Raw genomic sequence first — 22,755 nt, forward strand, 5'->3', positions numbered from 1 at the left:
TAAAATTCAACTTAAAAGAAATCCATCCCTCTTCTATTACAAAAAGGGATGGATTTCTTTTATAACTTATTAATATATCCTGCCCTTTAACTTAATAAAAGTCATTTCAAAGTTCTATAATCTGGGCAATTATATTATTCCGATGTATGGCCGATTGTTGAATAGAATGACTGAGAGTTTTTATCTTTATCATCATGAAACAGTTAATAACAAAAATTTATCGCTACTTTTTGTTACGGTGGTATTGAAGTTGAAAATCATATTATTAAACTAGTAAAGTACATGTAACATTATTATTTTTCTGTGGCTTTTGATACGATATATAGTAAAAGAGAGAACCTTACGCCTTATATCTTATTGATCAAGAGATGAGCTGCAAGGATGCTGAGGAGAAAGCCAAAATCTCCAAAATGACATTGTATCGGAAATTAAAAGATAATGGGGATACCCAATAATCTATTGGGGAAAAGTAACTAAAATCTCAATAGATTACTTTCTCCCTGGTTGCATGGATACTAGTATTACCCTAACTTGGAGAAACTTCAAGATCTATAGTTGTACAAGCAAGGACATTACAGTTCTATGCCAATTCGTTTTTTTGATATAATAGATGCGTGGCAGGAAATAGATAGAAAGATACTGCTAGTAATTTATACTTAAAATGTAGGGAGATTGAACAGAGTTATGGGGACAGAAAAAGAAATTAGTTCCGCTAAATTAATATGGAAGATGACACGCCCGCATACATTAACGGCGACGTTTTCTCCTGTAATTTTAGGGACAGTGGCATCACTTTATGTTGCCAAAATTGATTGGCTTTTATTTATTGCGATGATGCTTGCATGTTTAGCATTGCAAATAGCAACGAATTTATTTAATGAATACTATGATTTCAAACGTGGATTAGATACAGCTGATTCAGTTGGAATTGGTGGCGGAATTGTCCGTCATGGATTGAAACCAAAAAACGTTTTAACAGTTGCGCTTCTATTGTATGTCGTAGCAGCATTTATTGGCATTTATATTTGTATGAATAGTAGCTGGTGGTTAGTGGTCATTGGTTTAATTGGGATGGCGGTTGGCTATTTATATACAGGTGGTCCATTACCAATTGCGTACACCCCGTTTGGAGAATTAGTTTCTGGTTTGTTAATGGGGACATGTTTTGTGCTCATTGCTTTCTTTATTCAAACGAATACTGTAACAGTTGAAAGTGTATTGATTTCTATTCCAATTGGAATTTTAGTCGGTGCAATTAACATGTCGAATAACATCCGAGATATCGATGAAGATATTAAAGGTGGAAGAAAGACGTTAGCTATCCTTCTTGGGAGAAAGAAAGCAGTAGTAACACTAGCTGTAGCCTTTTTTGTTGCTTATTTATGGATCGCCGTGATTGTAATGATGAGTTATATAAGCCCTTGGGCATTAGTTATGTTCCTAGGTTTGAGAAAGCCAATCTCTGCAATTCGAAGTTTCCAAAAAGGGGAAAAAGAACCTGGATATATGCGCATCGCAATGAAATCAACAGCGATGACAAATACAATTTTTGGTTTCTTATTATCAGCAGGATTATTAATTAGTTATCTGTTTTAAATAACTTAGCCCCAATTTCTCAATTTTAATATGGAGAGATTGGGGTTTTATTTTTGAATGTCACTAACAGATTATTCGACAATTATAGTAATGATAATTTAAAGTATAAAATATACACATCTCAGGGAGGTCACATATGTGAAGAAGTGGATGAAAATTGTTCTGTACTCTTTATTAGGTATTTTACTTATGGGAAGTATTACATTTTTTGTTTGGTCTCAGTTTACTTATAAACCAACGAAAGAGGCTTTGTCGTTAGTGGATGATAAAAAAGATGAAGGTGATATAGTATTCGGACAGAAAGATGCTAAAATTGGAGTTGTTTTTTATCAAGGAGCTAAAGTAGAAGTTGAGGCTTATAGTTACTTAGGAGAAACTCTTGCGAAGGATGGACATTTTGTAGTAATGCCAAAGTTACCATTAAACTTAGCGATACTTGGAATAAATGAGGTAGACAGTGTAATTGAAAAGTATCCTGAAGTTCAAAAATGGTATGTTGCTGGGCATTCAATGGGCGGAGCTATGATTTCTAAGTATGCCTTTCAACATGAAGAAAAGGTAGATGGGATCATTTTCTTAGGTTCTTATCCTGCAGATGATTTCTCTACTAAACAGATTCCAATGTTATCAATTTACGGAGAAGTAGATGCTTTAGCAACTGTCGAAAAAATAGAGAACAATAAAAAGTTAATGTCAAAGAATACAACTATGCACATGATAAAAGGGGGAAACCATGCTAATTTTGGCATGTATGGTGAGCAAAAGGGAGATAATGCGAGCTTAATTACGCCAAAAGCGCAACGTGATGAAACAGTGAAAGTAATTGAACAATGGTTATTAAAACAATGAATTTGATAAATTTATCAAAAGAATGCCTCTCCCTTAAGATAGTCCAATGATAGACGAGTAGGCTCTTTGAGTTATTTACTATTTTCAATTGTCCTCTTATTTTCTCCGGTACGTCCTTTGCAGAGATAACATCGTAAGAATAGACATACTTTCCTTTTACATGAATTTTTAAGTAAGTTTTTCTTATAAAATCATTAGGGGTGTTCGTTCCTACTGTATATTCTTTCTCATTGCTTAATTCATCAACACCTTTTAGTGAGTAAATAGCCCGGCCTTTATGATGATAATCGGGAACGCCATATCTTTTCGCAACGGCGTATACATTTTTCTCTTCAGCAATCGGATTAAATCTGTCCAAATCCCCGCGTAATATGAAAGGTAGTAAGTATACAGGAAGGCCGATTCCTATTATGCAAATTATAAATTTCTTCATGAGTACAGGTTTTTAAAGGAGGGATAACATTGTATGGTTATTCTCTCGGGCAAATCGTATTATTCTTTATGTATATTTTCGTGGCTTTTATGAAAAATACACCATTTCTAGATAAATTATGATCTCCTTCTTTATAGACATATTGTGAAATGTGATTCTGCGAATTAATTATGAATATATTTTATTTTTAAAAATATCCCTTGATAAATACACAGAATTATTGTAAAGTGGTGATAATTAAAATGTATACTGTTTGAAAGCGATGAAAGGAAGTAGTAACAAGTATTTTTTCTTTTAGAGAGTCGGTGGATGGTGTAAACCGATAGAAGGAACTTGTGAATCCGTCCTTGAGCGAAATGTGGAACACTTCAATGTGAAGTTAGTAATCGTTTCCGGCTAAAAGCCGTTAATAATTTAAGTGGATGGCGTATATTTTCTGCGCTTTCAACTAGGGTGGCAACGCGGGTTAACTCTCGTCCCTTTTATAGGGACGGGAGTTTTTTGTATTTCATCTAGTTAAAGCCCTAATTTTTAAAAGATTAATTACTTAATTAAGGGGGAAATAAGACATGTTAGATGTAAAAGTATTACGTACAAATTTGGAAGAAGTAAAGAAAAAATTAATTAATCGTGGTGGGGAATTTTTAGAATTAGATACATTAAAAAAACTAGATCAAAAGCGTCTGAAACTGTTAGTGGAAGTTGAAGAGTTAAAAAGTAAACGTAATGAAGTATCTGAACGTATTGCGAATTTAAAGCGTGAAAAACAAGATGCCGATGAACTTATTAGTGAAATGCGTGAAGTAGGAGACAATATTAAAACGTTAGATGATGAATTGTGTTATGTAGAAGAAGAGGTAAATACAATATTGTTAGCATTACCAAATCTACCTAATGAGACAGTGCCTGTTGGGGAATCAGAAGATGATAATGTTGAAATACGTAAGTGGGGAGAAATAAGTGAATTTTCATTTGAAGCAAAACCACATTGGGAAGTTGCTGAAAAATTAGGATTACTAGATTTTGAGCGTGCAGCAAAAGTAACGGGAAGCCGCTTCGTCTATTACAATGGATTGGGAGCACGTTTAGAGCGAGCAGTAGCCAACTTTATGCTAGATTTACATGTTGAAGAACATGGATATACAGAAGTGATTCCGCCATTTATCGTAAATAGTGATAGTTTATTAGGGACGGGACAATTTCCGAAATTTAAAGAAGATGTATTCACATTAGAGGACACTGATTACTCTTTAATTCCAACGGCAGAAGTCCCGTTAGCAAACTATTATCGTGATGAGATTTTAAATGGTGACGATTTACCTATTAATTTTACAGCACATACTCCATGTTTTCGTTCTGAAGCTGGTAGTGCAGGACGTGATACGAGAGGGTTAATTCGTCAGCACCAATTTAGTAAAGTTGAAATGGTTAAATATACAAAACCTGAAGATTCATACGATGAGTTAGAAAAATTAACAGCAAATGCCGAAAGGGTACTGCAATTGTTACAATTACCTTATCGGGTAATCGTATTATGTACTGCTGATATGGCATTTCCAGCTGCAAAAACATATGACATTGAAGTTTGGTTACCAAGTTATGGCGTATATCGTGAAATTTCTTCTTGCTCAAATTGTGAAGATTTCCAAGCGCGTCGTGCCAGTATACGTTTCCGTCGTACAAATGGAGCTAAACCAGAATTGGTGCATACACTAAATGGCTCTGGATTGGCTATTGGACGTACAGTAGCAGCTATTTTAGAAAATTACCAACAAGAAGATGGCTCTGTTATAGTTCCAGAAGTATTGCGTCCATACATGAGAGGAATAGAAATTATTAAATGAGAAAGACATTGATTTGAGATAAAGTTTAATAGCTTATAAAAGTTTTGGGGAATAAAGAATTATTTAAGATGATGAAGACGGGAAGGGATTCTTTTAGAAAGTCACATATCAAGATTAAATAATTTTACTGAGTAAATACTTTTCCATAATAAATATAAAAGGTTAAGGAGATATTATTAATGGATAATCGATATAGATTAATAGAAGAATTTAATAATGTGGAATTTGATAAAAGTTTAAAATGGTTTTCTCCTCCTAAAGATTGGGAGATTAATAGTAATAAATCGAAGTTAATAATCAAACCTGATAAAGAGACAGATTTCTGGCAAAAAACACACTATGAATTTCAAGTTGATAATGGTCATTTTTTATACTATGAACTAAATGGAGATTTTAGATTGATCACGAAAGTAAACTCTAAATCAGCAAACAGATATGATCAAGCAGGTTTAATGGTTCGCTTTTCAAAAGATACGTGGTTGAAGACATCTGTTGAGTATATACCGGATGACAATAGTAAATTAGGTGTTGTTGTAACAAAAAATGGATACTCTGATTGGTCTAGTCAGGAATTTTTGGAAGATTTGAATTCCCTTTACTATCGAATAACAAAAAAAGGTAATAATTACTATGTTGATTATTCAATAGACGGCGTTTCATGGAAGCAAATGAGGATGACTCACCTTTTTGAGGAAAAAGATTATATGAAAGTTGGCATTTATACTTGCAGTCCACAAGGAGAGGGATATGAAGCAGAGTTTGAATTTATTAGGATTGAGAATGTAGATGATAATACAAAAGTTTATTAAAAATATAATGTTATCCTAACTGTGATTTAAGACCAAAAAATAGATGAAACAAATGGTTATCGCTATAATAAAATCCGATTTTAAGGATAGCTACTTATTAGAATAGACCGAATAATAAAGTTTGTTAGTGTAAAAAACACAGTTATATTGAATTAGTTGCTCTATTTTTTATCTAAAAAACTATTGGGCTTCACACAGTATGAAGCTTTATAATGTTACTTATTCATCATAATTTTTTTTTAGGTAGTATCTCACTAATATATTTAGTTAATAAAAGTCAAAATTGACGTAGAGATTACTAAAATTAAGCGTATGAAGCCATGAAAAAAGTTAGAAAAAAAATTATAAAGTAATAGAGGAAATGTGATGTTTTAAATTGATTTTCAATTATGAGAAGGGAAAAAGTGTGCCTGTAATTTCATATACAATAACCTAACTATTAGAATTCAAGATTTTTAAATGGAATTGTTATCTATAGTGATAGAATGTTCACTGTGACTATCAACTCTGATTTGAGTGAAAACAGATGGGGCATGTTACTGGAAAAAGTTTAGTGTATAGGAAAGATGCAGCATAACTATTAAGACTGTATAAACTAAAAGAGCCAACTCATACGAGTAGGCTCTTTTAGTTATCTACTATTTTCAATTGTCCTCTTATTTTCTCCGGAATATCCTTTTCAGCAATAATATCGTAAGAATACACATACTTTCCTTTCACATGAATTTTTAAGTAAGTTTTTCTTATAAAATCATTAGGGGTGTTCGTTCCTACTGTATATTCTTTCTCATTGCTTAATTCATCAACACCTTTTAGTGAGTACATAGCTCTTCCTTTATGGTGATAATCAGGAACGCCATATCCTTTCGCAACGGCGTATACATTTTTTTCTTCAGCAATCGGATTAAATCTGTCCAAATCCCCGCGTAATATGAAAGGTAGTAAGTATATAGGAAGGCCTATTCCTATTATGCAAATTATAAATTTCTTCATGATTATTTCTCCTTTTGTTCATTTACATGATTCAGTATAGAAAAAAATTCTTATGAATAAAGGGAGATTTTCTTAAGTTTTTCTTAAAAAGAGTTTTAAGGTTATTTTAACCAAACATTATTTTACTAGAACATACAGAATAGAAAAGAAAAACTATCATCAACATGTTAAACATGTACTTTTATAGGGGAGCGAATATAGGAGAATTTACGCAATTTAGATTCACGATTAGTAGTCGTTAGGAAAGAGAGTGTGTTTAGAGTTTTAGATGTGTGTTAGTTACAATTGAAAAGTTACATCAACAACAAGAGGGAATACATAAATAAAAAAGATAGGGAGAAATGTATCTAATGTCTTAAAAGTGTAATTGTAGGAACTATTAGGATATTTTCCCTTAATATATGCATACTAAACATACTATAAAAAGTACATAGAAAGTGAGAGAATCATGGCTAAATTTTTGAGGCGTTTAAAATATAGAGATAATCCTAAGTCATTTCCAATACTAGACAATACTCATTTTCAGGAAAAAAATACTGAAGACGCCCTCTTAGACGCTGATTTAACCAAAAACATAGTTGATATTCAGAATATATTTCGTCAAGCGCCTGATTTAGTAATTCGGCGGTTTCAAGTAACAGTAGATGGATTAGAAGCAGCTTTAGTATATTTGTCTGGATTAACAGATAAAGAACTGATTCAAAATCATGTTCTAAGTCCTTTGATGAATAGTGATTTTGATACCAATACAGAACTTCCAATTCCATTAGGTCAAATTAAGATTATTAATACATTGAGTCAGATTGAAAATGCTATTTTTGAGGGAGATAGTATTTTATTAATTCACAGTCGAACAACAGCACATCAATTGGATACAAAAGGATGGCCACAAAGAAGTGTTGAAGACGCACATAACGAAATAGCTCTAAAAGGCGCACACCAAGCATTCATAGAAACTGGAAGTCAAAATATCGCAATGATTCGAAGATATATTCCTCATCGTGAATTAGCGATAAAAGAAATAGTAGTTGGTGTACGGAGCAAAACCAAAATTTCTATTTTATATTTGAAAGATGTAGCTTCTGAAGATGTGCTGAAGGAATTAGAAACACGAATTCAAAATATTACAGTCGACGCTGTGGCTAGTAATGGCGAACTTATAGAATTCATTGAAGATCACCCTTACTCACCGTTTCCGCAATTTATATTAACTGAAAGACCTGATTTGGCTGTATCTCACATTTTACAGGGCAGATTTGTAACTGTAATGGATCATTCACCTAATGTGTTAATTACTCCAACAAATTTTATTTCCTTTTTTCAAGGAGTCGATGATTACGGTACAAGGTGGTTAGTTGCTTCGTCTATTCGGGTTCTTCGTTTTATCGCCTTTATGGTTGCTTTATTTCTGCCGGCGAGTTATGTTGCGTTTATTTCCTTTAATTTTGAAGTTATTCCTGTAGAGCTATATTTATCTATTGCTGAATCAAGAACGCGCGTACCCTTTTCTCCAGTTATGGAAGCATTACTTATGGAAATAACATTGGAAACGATGAGAGAAGGGGCTTTACGGATACCTACTCCGATTGGTCAGACAGTTGGAATTGTAGGGGGTATTGTCATTGGCCAGGCGGCTGTTCAGGCGGGAATTGTAAGCAATATTATGATTATTGTTGTCGCAGTTACCGCTATCTCTTCTTTTGTTATCCCTAACTATGATATGGGAGCGGCAGTAAGACTTTTACGTTTTCCAATGATGCTAGCAGCTGCCTTATTTGGAATTGTAGGACTTGTTATCGGGTGGATGACTTTAATTGGGCATCTAAGTAGTCTTAAATCGCTAGGTACTTCTTACGGAACACCATTAGCACCATTTCGTTTTGCAGATATGAAAGATGTTTTTGTACGCTTCCCTTTATGGACAATAAGAAGGCGTCCTAAGGGGAATGGAACCACTCAATCTATTCGACAAGGAAAGAATCGTAATAAAAGGTGAAATTATGAAAAAGTATGCCTATAATGAAATCACTCTTATGCAGTATATTATTTTAATCAATGGAGTGCAGGTGGGAACTGGCGTTTTATCGCTTCCACGTGTGCTTGCAGAAAAGGCTGGAACAGATGGATGGATAGCTATATTGATTGGTTGGATATTCTCCACAATATCAGGTGTGTTTATAGTGAAAATAGCTGCAAGATATCCTGAGGACACGATTTACGATATTCTTATACGATTGTTTGGAAAAATAGTAGGGAAAGCATTCGTTGTTATTTACATGATGTACTTCGCTTTTTATTCTTGTATCGTTCTTATAAACGCTATGCTTTACCTTAAGGGATGGCTTCTCCCGAAAACGCCTGACTATATCGTTATCTTTTTGTTTTCGATTCCTACCTATTTTGTTGCACGTAACGGTCCTAGCATTCTAGGGCGATACTCAGAACTTTTTTTTTATATGGCACTTTGGATTCCGATATTTTTTTTGATCCCTCTTAAAGGAGACGGAAGTTGGATGACCTTATTTCCGCTCTTAAAAGAAGGATGGATACCTATATTAAAGGCCGTACCAAGCACCGTTTTTGCTTATTTAGGGTTTGATATTGCTTTCTTTTTATATCCGTTTTTACAAAAAAAACAGTATGCAGTCCATGGAATGGTTATAGCAAACACCTTAACGATGTTATTTTATTTATTTGCTACTATTGTTTGCTTTGCCTATTTTAGTCCTGATAGTATTACACAATATAATCAACCGGTACTAAATTTACTGAAAGTAATTGAATTTCGTTTTTTAGAACGTTTTGACATGATTTTATTGGCTGTTTACTTAACCATCGTTTCCACATCATGGATTCCTGCCCTATACTGTTCTGTATTTTGTTCAAGCCAATTACTTGGAAAACAAGATCACAGCTCTCATGTAGTTGTTCTTTTATTGCTTATTATCGGATTCACATTTTGGACTCATCCTAGTTGGAATGAATCCGAAATTTGGCAACAGATATTATCGAATGCTGGATTAGGATTAACCTATATATCACCTATTATTTTATGGCTGTATTGCTGTCTATATGAGAAGTTTCGCCAGGGGAGGATACATTGAAAAGAAAAGTACTATGTTGTATTTTGTTATTGGTGTTCTTGATGACTGGATGCTTCGATCAAAGAAATGTTGAAGATGTTTCTCTTACTCTTATTCTTGGTATCGATTTAGATCCTAATGATAATTTATTAGTGTATATATCAAGCCCTGTTTTCAATAAAGAAGCAAAAATAAAAGAAGAAACTACTGGTGTGAAATCTGCTACGGTTCGAAAAGCTAGAGACCAATTTGATGCTACGGTTATGGCGCTTACCGCCGGAAGTAAAACACAGGTTATTTTAGTTGGAAAAAGGCTACTGAAACAAAAAAACTGGGAAATTTACCTTGATCCATTTTACCGTGATCCCAAAAATACAGTTACCGCAAGGGTTGTCGCTGTAGATGGACCTGTTTCAGACGTCATCTTCTATAGTCCAAAAGATAAACCGCGACTTCCTATATATTTAACAAAACTAGTTGATACCGCTTTTTTAAGAAATATCACGGTGAAAACAACACTTCAAGAATTATATGAACAAAGAGCAGACAAAGGGCTAACAGCAAATATTACTGAAGTGAAAAAAAAGAATAAAATATGGGTGACAGGTACAGCTTTGTTGGATGAAAAAGGAAAATATAAATTAACGCTAAAACATGATGAAAACAAGCTTTTACGCATTTTGCAACAAGGAACTGCAGGGGAGTTACCATTTACAGTTCCAATTAAGCTAAATTCAGATAGTCAAGATAAAGATTTGATAAGTTTTACTGCCTATGGTATTAAAGTAAAGACAAAGGCAAGATATGATGATCGTTTTATATTTAATGTAGATGTAAAGATGAGAATCGGTATTACAGAACGACTTTTTTCGTTTAACACTAGAAAGGACGCAGCAAAATTACAAAAGGCAATTGAAACCAAGTTGGAAGCTGATTTCAAGCAATTAATACAAAAAATACAAACCGCCAAAATTGATCCTATTGGGCTTGGAGGATATGCAAGAACATACACATATGCGGAATGGAAAAAAACACAAAATAATTGGGGTAACGAATTAGCAAAAGGCGATGTAAACGTCAAGGTTAAGATTAAAATTGCCGGAATGGGTACGATTAAGTAATATGAATTCAACTGTGATTCGTACTAAGATTGCAAGTACTGTCTACTTTAGAAGGAGAAATGCCTTTAATAGGAGTACCGTCACATCGCTATGAACCTTAAATTTTATAGTACCCCCAGAACGAAATTTTGTGTTAACTTGTAACAAAAACGCTCATTTTTTCGTCTTGGGGTAATTCTGAATTCTTAAGTTGATGGCGATGGGGTAGTACCATATCCCCATCAAGTTAAAGTTTTGATGTCCCCGCAATGATAAAAATGGTGAATATTTATATGAAAGGTTAGAGCTCTCCTTCTTGTAGGAGAGCTCTAATCTTTGTTTAAAAACTATATCATATACATGGGGGGCAGACTCATCATCTGAAATTTGTCCGGATCCAATTTAGAATATGGCAAAAGAGAACTTGCGATTAAAAACAAGCTCTCTTTAAAAGAAATAACGTAATTGAGATACTTATATATTAACAATTGTTGTCTTCTAATTCCATATGTCTTATGTTGAGAAATAAATTATAAGTGGCTTGATAAAGCTAAAATGAATGATTGACATAATATTTTGACGATAATATAATGAATCTCGAATTCAAGATAAGTTGTAAAGGATTGGGAATTATGAGCGTGATTAGCGATGAGAGCTTATCTTTAAAGTTATTTGTTATATTATCAAGGGAAATACAGTCAATCACTAAACGTATTGAAAAGGATACAAAAATTTATGGACTTAATCCAACTGAATTTGCAGTGCTTGAGTTACTATACAGTAAAGCCGATCAGCCTATAAAAAAATTGGGTACAAAATCTTTCTTGCAAGTAGTAGTATCACGGATGTAGTGGATAGGTCGGAAAAGAAGAGGTGAAAACCATGTCCTAAAGACCGCCGTGTCACGTATCCATCAATTACTTCAGAAGGTATTGAATTGGTGATACTAATTTTTCCTCAGCATAAAGAGGGGATTCAGCAAATATTTGGTAGTTTGGACTATATTGAGAAAAAATGATAATTAAACAGTTGATAAAGTTAGGATATTACGCACAGAAATTGTAAGTTTTTAGAGGTTATTTCTGTTTAGTAATATCCTAATTAAATATAAATTAAATAAATAGGAGGAAAAATTAATAAGTGGTAGTAAATGTATTATAATACAAAATGAATAAATCGTATAATTCCAATTATTATAGTAGGAAATAAAGTTGTTATGTTAACGTATACATATCGTCCTTTTCATTATAAATCTTTCATAAAGCGGAGAGTGGGAGTGGGTATCAAGAATGGAATTACGTCATTTAGAGTATTTTATTCAAGTTTGTAATAATAATAGTTTTACTAAAGCTGCGGAAGTTCTAGGTATTTCACAGCCGACTTTAAGCCAACAAATCCGTGTGTTAGAAGGTGAACTTGATACACCCTTGTTTCATCGAGTTGGAAGAGGTATCAAAATGACAGAAGCGGGTAAGCTGCTATTTGATAAAGGAAAATTTATCATGCAACAATTTGATGACGTTTATAATGAAATTTTTGAATTAAAGGGTGTAAAAAGAGGTGTGATTACTATAGGAGGTCTATTAGAGGATCTCACTTATTTAACACCTTATATTATGAAGTTTCAACAACATTATCCCAACATCGTTGTAAAAATTATAGAGTCCGAAGTTGCTATAAATCAAATCGTTGACAAAAATATTGATATAGGGATTACACGTAGTGCTCAAATTCCAGACACATTAACAAGCACCCTTTTGTATAGTGAAGAGCTTGTCCTTGTCATTCCAAAAAATCATCCTTTGAATGAAACATCATTTGTTTCTTTTCGAGAATTAGTAGGACTGAGTAGAATAATGGTTTCATGTAGTTGTCGTGAATCTATTAAACTATATTGTGAGAGTTTAGGGTTATCTTTATCTGAAGCAAATATAGAAACAAAATCTTCTATTTCTCTATTGAGCCTTGTATATAATGGACATGGGGTTGCCATAATACCTCTTTCGCTGGTTGACTTTGTTAATAATGATACCTTGAGCATAGTTCGTATTATTGATCCGACACCAAGGCAAGATATTAATCTTATTCACTTTGGTGATAAATTTTTAAGTTTTGCAGCACGTATCTTTATGCAGAAGTTAAATGAACCTGAAAAAGTATTAGTATAATAGAAATAATAATGATTATAGTGTGAGAATTAAAAATGATACATAATTCTTAGGATAAGACCTAAATTACAGTCAAAGGGCAAATAGATTTATCCCGCTTTAACGGGCAGTAAGACCCCCACCTCAAAATTCAGTGGAAGCAAAGAAGTTAGGTGGGGGATCAACTGTCCGTTAAAGTCCGATTGGTTCAACTAATAATTAGTGGGGGATGAACAAAACCCCCACTGATTAAAGTTTCACTTTATATGTGTGGTGTTGTCGCTTCAAAAGGGAATATCATGGACTTTTACTTAAGGGAAAAAGGGCAGACTTTGCAAGGAGAGAAGGCTGTTAAAAACAAGTCAAGTTAATCAATAATTTCTTCGGTCTTATCGCATAGTAATAGATTCCATTAGGGATATACTGCTATTTCTTTCTACATATCCTTATTGTATAAAGAAAACCACCGGCATTATACTGGTGGTTTTGACTTAGAAAGCAAAGCAAGTACAACCAATACCCCATTTAGTTCCATCTTTTCCTATTACGGTATGAGTGTGTTGATGGAGAGGGTTACTGCAACTATGTAACTTGTGATCATGGGCATCGTGAGAAAGTATAGTGTGGGCTAGATTAGCACCACCATAACCATAAACTCCCGTCGGTGACCAATCAGGTAATGCTGGCGGCAATTCAGGTGATAAATTTTTAAATTCATCATTTCCATAAACAACCTGCCCACCCATAATGGTGAGTAATGATTCAAGGTTCTTGATTTCTTCTTCTGGCACAGTAAAGTAGTCAGCAGACAATACAGCAATATCAGCAAACTGACCTACTGCAAGGGTTCCCTTTTTACCTTCATCACCAGAGAACCACGCACTTCCTTTTGAATATAATTCCAGGGCTACTTTTCTATCAAGTTTATTTTTTTCATCGTATATCGAAAGCCCACCAATGGTTTTTCCGGCAACCATCCAGTATAGAGCAACCCAAGGGTTATAGCTGGAAACCCTAGTTGCATCACTACCAGCGCCAACAGGTATACCTAGGTCTAACATACGGTAAATCGGGGGAGTACGCTTTGCAGCTTCCTTTCCGTATAAATCAACAAAGTATTCACCTTGAAAAGCCATACGGTCTTGAATGGCAATACCGCCATTTAAAGCCTTAACACGTTCCATACTACGATCTGAGATTGTTTCTGCATGGTCAAACCACCATCGTAGACCATTAAAAGGAATTTCTTTGTTGACTTCCTCAAATACATTTAAGAATCGTGTAATTGACTCGTCATAAGTTGCATGTAAACGGAATGGCCAACGGTTTTCTACCAATAGAGAAATCACTTTCTTTAAGTCAGCTTCCATCATCGTAGCTAGTTCGGGCCGTGGCATTTGAAATTTTTCAAAATCGGCTGCCGAGAATACTAACATTTCTCCGGCACCATTCATTTTATACTTATCATTTCCTTGACCTGGAGAAACAATTTTTGCCCATGAAGCAAAGTCTTCATATTCATGATTAGGATTTTGCGTAAATAGATTATAAGCAATACGCAAAGTTAATTGTTCCTTCTCGGCTAAATATTCAACAACTTTGTAGTCGTCAGGATAATTTTGGAAACCGCCACCTGCGTCAATGGCACTTGTAATACCTAATCGATTTAATTCGCGCATAAAATGGCGAGTTGAGTTAATCTGGTCGTCAAAATTAAGTATTGGAGCTTTACCCAAACTTGAATAAAGAATAGAAGCGTTAGGATTGGCAATTAAAAGGCCCGTTGGATTACCTCGTTTATCCCGCTCAATTAAACAACCTGGAGGGTCTGGGGTATCTCTTGTGTATCCCAGTGCACGCAGCCCTGCACGATTTACAAGTGCTCTATCATAAAGATGTAGGACAAAGACAGGTGTGTCTTCAGAAACAGCATTAATCTCTTCCAAAGTTGGCATCCGTCTCTCTTTAAATTGAAATTCAGACCAACCTCCAACTACTCTTACCCACTGAGGAGCAGGTGTATGCCTTGCCTGTTCTTTGAGCATTTCAAGAGCAATGGCAATTGAAGGCACACCTTCCCAGCGTAATTCCATATTATAATGAAGACCGCCACGAATAACGTGTATATGAGAGTCATTCAGGCCTGGAATAGCTCTTTTTCTTTTAAGGTCTATTTTTTTTGTTTTTTCTGTAGCACTATTAAGAAGCTCATCTCCACCTAATGCAGTTATTAAACCATCAGTTATGGCGATAGCAGATACCTCAGGTTGAGAGGGATCAAGGGTAGTAATTTTTCCATTATATAAGATCATATCCGGTACATTCATATTCACACCTCGTCTACTTCCTATTATTTTGTAACCATGGATGAAATAATTTACCGAAAATAGGCATAACTACCCATGATAGCAAGGACACTATACATACAGAAACAAAAAAAGCCGACATAATAGGATTCATATGTTTTATAATAGGTCCTATCAATTTAGGAACTAACATGCTAAGAGGCCATACCCCCAGAAGGGTAACGATAGACATTTTCCATTTTGGCGGTGGAACTGGTGTTTTCGGAGTAACAAACCAATAAGCCAAACTGCTTTCAGTTTTGTAAGTTGGATTAGTAACTTGAAATTGTTCTGCCGTTTTTAACAAATCTCGGCGAACATCTGATTCTTGCCAAGCACGTAGATGCTCATACGTATCAAAGCGAAAAATAACAGTATACTCTCTGGATTCGTTATTGGGGACTATTAGGTTTACGCCTAAATGCCCTGGGAATTTAGTAGCGGCAGCTTCGATTTCATGTCTCCATGTTTCAAACTGTTTTTCTTTCCCTTGTTGAATTTCCCATGTAACAATCGTTGTTACTGGATCAGCAGTATCCATCGTGTTCCCTGTATAAGTCTCTTCGACAGCTACTCCTTCTTGTTTCATAGTTTCCTGCTTGGAAGCGCGCCATGCACCATAGTATATGCGTATTCTACACCTTGGCCATAAGCACCAGTGTGTTCCTTTACAATCTCCATTACAGCATCATAAGTGTCTTTGTGTGCCCAGTCACGTTGGTATTCAAGTAAAACTTGAATTGCTGTCACTGGAATTGCACCAGCTTGTTCTACACGGCGCATAGCAGCGTTATGTGCCGTCAAACTAGTACCACCTGAAGCATCGTCAACTGCATACACTTCATAGCCAGCTTTAATTGCTTCAAGCACAGGGAATGCAAGGCAAACTTCAGTCCAAAGTGCTGCAAATATTAATTTCTTTCTACCGGTTGCTTTAACCGCTTCAACAAATTTTTGATCTTCCCAAGAGTTCATTGAACTGCGTTCTATAATTTCATGGTTTGGGAATATGTCAAGAATTTGTGGCCAAAAATAACCAGAAAAGCTGCGTGTCTCAACTGTAGTAAGAATAGTAGGTACGTTAAAAGTTTTTGCTGATTTAGCAAGCAACATAACGTTATTAATCAATGTTTGTCTATCAATACTTGCAACTCCAAAAGTCATTTGAGGTTGAAAATCAATCAAAATTAAGGCACTGTTCTCCGGATTTAACAATTCTAAATTACTCATAATAAAACGCTCCTTTTTTAATTGTTTATTGAAAGTAATGTATCTTCTTTCAATTGAAGCTCTGCTATACTTTTTAATTTAAATTTAGTGCTGATTTAATCAGCACTAAATTTATACTATCTACTTTAAAAAAGGTGATTTAAAGCTATTTCCTTGAGATACATTTATGCATTTTGTTTACTAAGATCTCGCTGCGCGCCCATATAGCTTCCAATTATATTTTGATAGCCTGGAAGATTGCTAGCAAGCAAATTGCCAAAACCTTCGACATCGTTGCGCCAATCGCGTTGTAATTCACAAGCTACGCTAAACCAGTTCATAAGTTGCACACCACTATGTGCCATACGCGTATTGGCAGCATCTGCAACTTGTTTACTGAAAGTTCCTGAAGCATCAGTAACAGCAAATACTTCATATCCAGCTTTTATAGCGGAAAGTGCAGGGAAAGCAACACAAACGTCCGTAACTACGCCCGCGATGATAAGTTGCTTTTTTCCAGTTTCTTCGATTGCTTTTACAAAATCATCATTATCCCATGCGTTAATTTGTCCAGGTCGAGCTATTTTTGGTGCATGAGGAAAGAGATCAACCAATTCTTGCATTAAAGGTCCGTTAGGCCCGTTTTCAAAACTTGTTGTTAAAATAACTGGTAAATCAAAAAACTTAGCAGTATGAGCAAGAGCTAAAACATTGTTCTTGAATTCATCAACACCATAGTCACGTACTAGTCCGGACATAAGACCAGTTTGATGATCTACTAAAAGCACAACAGCATCATCTTTGTTAATACGAGAATAGAGATCAGTCATTATGTATTCCTCCTAAAAATTAAGTAATCGAAAAAAGTTTAAACAGTGGAATATTACCCCAAATTTCTTCGTTTGTTACGATTAGTTTGTAACGAAACTGACCGTTAATATGAGTTATAGCAGCATTCACGGAACATGAAGCGCTATACAAATTTATAGTATTTGAAAACGAATGGGTTAATCAATTCTAAATTATCTATAATTTGTATAGGTCGTAACTATAGTTGTTTTCACTATAAAATAGATTGATTTTACCTATACATTCTATAGATAGAACGATATTGATAGTCACCTATTTTTGTTATTAGAATTGAATAGGAGGAATTTTCAGCAAATACTTCGTGATGAAAAAGGTAGGAGATGGGGAATTGTCCATAAACAGAAAATGAATTCATCGGAACAGTAGAGTTTCAGGCATAGAGTTCACAATATAAATGTGTATAAATAGGTTATGAGATTCATCCGGATTATTGAAGAAAAGGATATATATTAAAGGAGGTAGGAGAATGGCGAAAATTACTGTAGGAACCGAAAATCAAGCACCAATTGAGATATATTATGAGGATTATGGTGTAGGAAAACCAGTTGTACTAATTCATGGTTGGCCATTAAGTGGTCGATCTTGGGAATACCAAGTTCCCGCTCTTGTTGAGGCTGGATACAGAGTTATAACATATGATCGTCGAGGTTTTGGAAAATCATCTCAGCCGTGGGAAGGGTATGAATATGATACCTTTACTTCTGATTTACATCAACTATTAGAACAGTTAGAGCTTCAAAATGTCACACTTGTTGGTTTTTCTATGGGTGGAGGCGAGGTAGCCCGGTATATTGGGAAATATGGAACCAATAGAGTAGAGAAGGCTGTATTTGCAGGAGCTGTACCACCATTCCTTTACAAGTCAGCAGATCATCCTGAGGGTGTATTAGATGATGTAGCAATTCAAGAATTTGAAAATGGAGTAAAAAGTGATCGCCTAGCATTCCTTGATGAGTTTACGAAAGGATTTTTTGCTGCTGGAGATCGAACTGACTTAGTTAGTGAACCATTTCGACTTTACAATAGGGATATCGCTGCGGGTGCATCACCTAAAGGAACACTAGATTGTATCGCTGCTTTCAGCAAAACAGACTTCAGAGGCGATTTAGCCAAGGTTAATATACCTACCCTTGTTATTCATGGTGATTCAGATGCAACTGTACCATATGAATATAGTGGGAAATTAACACATGAAGCAATTCCTAATTCTAAAGTAGCATTAATAAAGGGTGGTCCACATGGGCTAAATGCAACGCATGCTAAAGAATTTAATGAAGCACTCCTATTATTTTTAAAGAACTGATTACAACTATGTAATTGTTAACTGAAAAATTATAAACAAGTAAAAAATAAAGCTTTATAAAAGATGCTCTTGGATAAATCCAGGAGCATCTTTTTAAATGCGGCGTAGTGCACCACTGTAATCAATTTAAAGAATCGAAATCTTCCATAACGAAATTTTTATTCATTTTTAAATGGTGATATTGAGTTAGGTTTATAAATCTCCATTAGTTTCGGATTGAATATTCTTCTTAACAGCTAACATGTATTGATTAGAGTTTTTTAGTCTCTTAGAAGTATTGTTATATTACTATCAAGATAATATTTTGAATAATCCTCAAAACAAAGAAATGTACATTTTCTTGTTTGTGTAGTGAAGTTTCTTAAGTTTAGAGGGGGCCTTTATATCCTAATCCAAAATTGTAGACTACAGCCTACAAATAATCATCTTCCTCTTAAAATTGTCGTTTTACATCTTCAAATTTTTGAAGAAGGAGTGTTTTGTTGGGAAATGATAAAATCTTATTAATTTTTATAATTAGTAGAATTTTTATAGAAATAATCCTCTTAATATATTAAAATAACATTGTATTATGTAAGATTTTAATTAGGGGAGAGAAATTTTATGTTGAAAAAAATCATTCCAGTTGCTTTAGCATTAGGTACAGTTACTTTTACTAGTGTATTTGCTATGCCTTCAGCCCAAGCAAGTACAGAACCAAACCGCTACATAGATGTACAAATGCTCGGTATTAACGATTTTCATGGGCAACTAGACACTGTAAAAAAAATTAACAATAAAGATGCAGGGGGAATCGAGTACTTAGGGGCTTATTTACGTGATCGTGAAAAACAAACTCCAAATACATTAAAAGTACATGCTGGTGATGTTGTTGGAGCAAGTACTCCTGTTTCAGCATTATTACAAGACGAACCTACGATTGAATTTCTAAATGATTTGAAATTCGATGTTGGAACTATAGGAAATCATGAATTTGATGAAGGTGTTGAGGAAATGAACCGCCTTATTTATGGTGGATACCATGAGAAAACAGGGAATTTTAAAGGAGCAAAATTCCCATATGTTGCCGCAAATTTCTATAATAAATCCACCAGTCGTTTATTTTTACCACCATTCACTATAAAAAAGGTACAAGGAGTTCCTGTTGGATTTATCGGAGTCGTAACAACGGATGTTCCTAACCTTGTTATGCCTACTATGCTAAAGAATGTAGAAATTACAGATGAAGTTGAAGCTATTAACAAATCCGTAAAGCAATTAAAAAAACTAGGCGTTAAATCTATCGTTGTTCTTGCGCATAACGGAGGTACAACAGATGGGAACGGCGTAACAAATGGTGATATCGTCCGATTAGCAAATGAGACTGATCCAGAAGTCGATGTTATTTTTGGTGGGCATAGCCACACCTATGTAAATGGAACTGTCAATAATAAACTTGTCGTACAAGCAAATTCTTATGGTATGGCTTTTGCTGATGTTGATGTAAAGATTGATCGTAAAACACAAGATATTGTTGAGAAAAAAGCAGAAATTGTTACAACTTACCATGAAGGCATGGAGCCTGATAAAAAAATAAAGAGGAAGATGGAGAAATATCAAGCAAAAATCGCACCTCTTGTCAATGAAGTTGTAGGTAAGTCTATTGCTCCACTAGATCGCAAACTAAATACAGCTGGTGAATCTACTCTCGGAAATTTAGTTGCTGATGCTCAGCGTGCAACAATGCAATCCCAAATTGCACTTATGAATCCTGGTGGTATTCGTAATGACTTAGATGCTGGTGATATTACATGGGGAGAGATATATGGTATTCAACCATTCGGAAATCAATTAATAAAAGTAAATTTAACAGGTCAAGACATTGGTGATATTTTAAATCAACAATGGCAAAAAGACATAACAAGAATGCTTCAAATTTCAGGGATCCAATACACTTGGGATGCAAACAAACCTAATGGAGAAAAAGTAACAAGTATTCGCCTAACAAATGGAGAAGAAATTATTCCTTCTAAAACTTACAGCGTCGTTGCTAACGCATTTCTAGCTTCAGGTGGAGACGGATTTGTATCCTTTAAAAACGGTAAAGATGCTGAAACAGGACCAACTGATTTTGAAGCATTAGTAGATTATATAAAAAAATCAAAAGAACCAATTCAGTCTGTTATTGATGGAAGAATTCAAAAAACAAATTAGGTTTTTATTAATCTCAAAAAAAAATAGATTACCTGTGCGCTATACTTTTTAGTGTGCAGGTAATCTTTTTTTTGATTTGAAATAGAGCCTTACCGTGGCCAATGGATATACCATCTAGATGCAGAGTGCAGAAAAAAATGAAGTAAACAAAAATACCTCCTAAACGAACCCTATGATGAAGAGAATACATTGCAAATAATCAAAATTTGGAACTTCATATTAGCCCGATATTAACTACACTACAATGAATTGAAGCTTATTTAGTTTTATATTCGTATAAGGGAATTAAGAATTTCTTAAGAACCTATTAAGAAATAAGTGAGTTTTAGGAACTAGAATAAATGTATCTTAACAGTAATAAGAAAATGAATGTTTTAAACGGAAGTTGGCAGAGTATGTCAAAAAGCTATAAGTAAATATTTTAGGAGGTTTTTTATGAAAAAGAAAATAATTATTGCAATTGTTGCTTCTGCTATAACAATGACTCATTTTGTAGGAAATACTTATGCAGATTCGAAAACAGAGGTTTCTGTTACAGCTCCCTACAATACAAATCAAATAGCGAAATGGTTAGAAGCACATGCAAAGCCTTTAAAAACAACTAATCCAACTGCATCTCTTAATGATTTGAAACCACTTAAGAATATGGTAGGTTCAGCTTCAATTGTAGGTTTAGGTGAAGCTACGCATGGGGCTCATGAAGTTTTTACGATGAAACACCGTATTGTTAATTATTTAGTATCTGAAAAGGGCTTTACCAATCTAGTTTTAGAAGAGGGATGGGACAGGGCCTTGGAACTTGATCGATATGTTCTTACTGGTAAGGGAAACCCAAGCCAACATCTATCACCTGTATTTAAAACGAAAGAAATGTTAGATTTACTTGATTGGATTCGGCAATATAATGCTAATCCAAAACATAAATCTAAAGTACGTATCATCGGGATGGACATTCAATCAGTAAACGAAAATGTTTATAATAATATAATAGAATATATTAAAGCGAACAATTCAAACCTGTTGCCTAGAGTAGAAGAGAAGATAAAAGGTCTTATTTCTGTAACAAAGGATATGAATACTTTTGAAAGCCTTACGAAAGAAGAAAAAGAAAAGTATGTTTTAGATGCTAAACAAATTAGTGCTTTATTAGAGGAAAATAAAAGCTATTCAAATGGAAAATCTAAAGAGTTCGCATGGATAAAACAAAATGCTCGTATTATTGAACAGTTTACTACAATGTTAGCGTCACCTCCTGATAAACCATCGGATTTTTATTTGAAACATGATATTGCAATGTATGAAAATGCGAAGTGGACTGAAGAACATTTAGGAAAAACCATTGTATGGGGACATAATGGACACGTTTCGAAAACAAATATGCTTCCTTTTATATACCCTAAAGTAGCTGGGCAGCATTTGGCAGAATATTATGGGAAACGGTACGTAACTATTGGAACATCAGTTTATGAAGGACAATACAATGTCAATAATAGCGATGGTGAATTTGGCCCATATGGAATATTAAAATCGGATGATCCAAACAGTTATAACTACATTTTTGGACAGGTCAAAAAAGATCAATATTTTATTGATTTACGTAAGGTGAACGGTGTGACAAAAACTTGGTTAAACGAACAACATCCAATTTTCGCTGGAATAACTACCGAAGGGCCTCATATACCAAAAACTGTTGATATATCATTAGGTAAAACGTTTGATATACTTGTTCAAATTCAAAAAGTGAGTCCATCTCAACTACATCAATAAATTTAGAATAATGTGCCTTAATGACAACGGGATAAGTGTTTCATATAGCACTATGAAATTTTGTTATATAGCAAGAAAAATAATCACATTAGAAAAAAATTAGCAATGTAACCTGTTAATAGTAAAATGAATCTTCAATATTTAAAGTGTAAAAAAACACCGGAGCGACAAAAATCGGTGTTTTTTTGTGCTTTCGGGCACAGATGCTACTTCA

The 22,755-nt window shown here is 34.4% G+C and carries 16 protein-coding genes, 3 pseudogenes and 1 other annotated feature; of the genes and pseudogenes, 13 read left to right on the plus strand and 6 right to left on the minus strand.

The genetic code is table 11. The features are described from left to right. Positions 1-341 precede the first annotated feature (341 nt). The 3 genes and pseudogenes from DN410_RS28840 to DN410_RS24365 all read left to right on the plus strand — a co-directional run. Positions 342-455, plus strand: a pseudogene (locus DN410_RS28840) (recombinase family protein); the annotation flags it as partial. 229 nt (positions 456-684) lie between these two features. Then, positions 685-1,596 carry a 1,4-dihydroxy-2-naphthoate polyprenyltransferase gene (menA, locus tag DN410_RS24360; protein ID WP_149178373.1) on the plus strand — a complete coding sequence of 304 codons (912 nt, stop codon included), beginning with the start codon at positions 685-687 and terminating at the stop codon, positions 1,594-1,596. A 138-nt stretch (positions 1,597-1,734) separates the two neighbouring features. Further along, on the plus strand, positions 1,735-2,445 hold the full coding sequence (locus DN410_RS24365) for an alpha/beta hydrolase (protein WP_149178374.1): 711 nt from the start codon (positions 1,735-1,737) through the stop codon (positions 2,443-2,445). A gap of 73 nt (positions 2,446-2,518) precedes the next feature. Here the strand turns inward: DN410_RS24365 and DN410_RS24370 are convergent. Then, positions 2,519-2,878: pseudogene (locus DN410_RS24370) on the minus strand (YxeA family protein); the annotation flags it as partial. 253 nt (positions 2,879-3,131) lie between these two features. Beyond that, positions 3,132-3,362, plus strand: a binding site (T-box leader). 85 nt (positions 3,363-3,447) lie between these two features. Here DN410_RS24370 and serS point away from each other — a divergent pair. Together serS and DN410_RS24380 are read left to right on the plus strand one after the other, a co-directional pair. Next, on the plus strand, positions 3,448-4,722 hold the full coding sequence (gene serS, locus DN410_RS24375; protein WP_149178375.1) for a serine--tRNA ligase: 1,275 nt from the start codon (positions 3,448-3,450) through the stop codon (positions 4,720-4,722). Positions 4,723-4,901: 179 nt separating this feature from the next. Further along, entirely contained in the window at positions 4,902-5,531 is a 630-nt protein-coding gene (locus DN410_RS24380; protein ID WP_149178376.1) for a DUF1349 domain-containing protein, read from the plus strand. A gap of 627 nt (positions 5,532-6,158) precedes the next feature. Here the strand turns inward: DN410_RS24380 and DN410_RS24385 are convergent. Next, a complete protein-coding gene (locus DN410_RS24385) occupies positions 6,159-6,524 on the minus strand; it encodes a YxeA family protein (RefSeq protein ID WP_149178377.1) in 366 nt (121 codons plus the stop codon). A 448-nt stretch (positions 6,525-6,972) separates the two neighbouring features. Between DN410_RS24385 and DN410_RS24390 the strand changes: the two genes are divergently transcribed. The 5 genes and pseudogenes from DN410_RS24390 to DN410_RS24415 all read left to right on the plus strand — a co-directional run bounded on the left by DN410_RS24390 (position 6,973) and on the right by DN410_RS24415 (position 12,875). Then, entirely contained in the window at positions 6,973-8,520 is a 1,548-nt protein-coding gene (locus DN410_RS24390) for a spore germination protein (protein WP_149178378.1), read from the plus strand. 4 nt (positions 8,521-8,524) lie between these two features. Next, a complete protein-coding gene (locus DN410_RS24395) occupies positions 8,525-9,628 on the plus strand; it encodes a GerAB/ArcD/ProY family transporter (RefSeq protein ID WP_149178379.1) in 1,104 nt (367 codons plus the stop codon). Beyond that, on the plus strand, positions 9,625-10,728 hold the full coding sequence (locus DN410_RS24400; protein ID WP_149178380.1) for a Ger(x)C family spore germination protein: 1,104 nt from the start codon (positions 9,625-9,627) through the stop codon (positions 10,726-10,728). Before DN410_RS24395 ends, DN410_RS24400 begins: the two co-directional genes overlap by 4 nt. Before the next feature lie 611 nt (positions 10,729-11,339). After that, positions 11,340-11,772 (plus strand): annotated as a pseudogene (locus DN410_RS28585) (MarR family winged helix-turn-helix transcriptional regulator). 224 nt (positions 11,773-11,996) lie between these two features. Beyond that, a complete protein-coding gene (locus tag DN410_RS24415) occupies positions 11,997-12,875 on the plus strand; it encodes a LysR family transcriptional regulator (RefSeq protein WP_149178381.1) in 879 nt (292 codons plus the stop codon). Between the two features lie 470 nt (positions 12,876-13,345). Here the strand turns inward: DN410_RS24415 and DN410_RS24420 are convergent, their stop codons facing one another. The 4 genes from DN410_RS24420 to ycaC form a co-directional block, all read right to left on the minus strand. Beyond that, positions 13,346-15,181, minus strand: a complete 1,836-nt coding sequence (locus DN410_RS24420; protein WP_149178382.1) for an amidohydrolase — start codon at positions 15,179-15,181, stop codon at positions 13,346-13,348. A 13-nt stretch (positions 15,182-15,194) separates the two neighbouring features. Continuing rightward, a complete protein-coding gene (locus DN410_RS24425; protein ID WP_149178383.1) occupies positions 15,195-15,788 on the minus strand; it encodes an antibiotic biosynthesis monooxygenase in 594 nt (197 codons plus the stop codon). Then, on the minus strand, positions 15,785-16,429 hold the full coding sequence (locus DN410_RS24430) for a hydrolase (RefSeq protein WP_149178384.1): 645 nt from the start codon (positions 16,427-16,429) through the stop codon (positions 15,785-15,787). Before DN410_RS24430 ends, DN410_RS24425 begins: the two co-directional genes overlap by 4 nt. Positions 16,430-16,593: 164 nt before the next feature. Next, on the minus strand, positions 16,594-17,238 hold the full coding sequence (gene ycaC, locus DN410_RS24435) for an isochorismate family cysteine hydrolase YcaC (protein ID WP_000131213.1): 645 nt from the start codon (positions 17,236-17,238) through the stop codon (positions 16,594-16,596). 506 nt (positions 17,239-17,744) lie between these two features. On the opposite strand from ycaC, the gene DN410_RS24440 reads away from it, so the two are divergent. From DN410_RS24440 to DN410_RS24450, 3 genes are all read left to right on the plus strand, one after another. Continuing rightward, positions 17,745-18,581, plus strand: a complete 837-nt coding sequence (locus DN410_RS24440; protein ID WP_149178385.1) for an alpha/beta fold hydrolase — start codon at positions 17,745-17,747, stop codon at positions 18,579-18,581. 603 nt (positions 18,582-19,184) lie between these two features. After that, on the plus strand, positions 19,185-20,774 hold the full coding sequence (locus DN410_RS24445) for a bifunctional metallophosphatase/5'-nucleotidase (protein WP_149178386.1): 1,590 nt from the start codon (positions 19,185-19,187) through the stop codon (positions 20,772-20,774). Between the two features lie 435 nt (positions 20,775-21,209). Continuing rightward, positions 21,210-22,541 carry an erythromycin esterase family protein gene (locus DN410_RS24450; protein WP_149178387.1) on the plus strand — a complete coding sequence of 444 codons (1,332 nt, stop codon included), beginning with the start codon at positions 21,210-21,212 and terminating at the stop codon, positions 22,539-22,541. Positions 22,542-22,755: the final 214 nt, after the last annotated feature.

Origin of the sequence: Bacillus sp. SH5-2, assembly GCF_008368905.1 — a bacterium.
Taxonomy (GTDB): Bacteria; Bacillota; Bacilli; order Bacillales; family Bacillaceae_G; genus Bacillus_A; species Bacillus_A luti.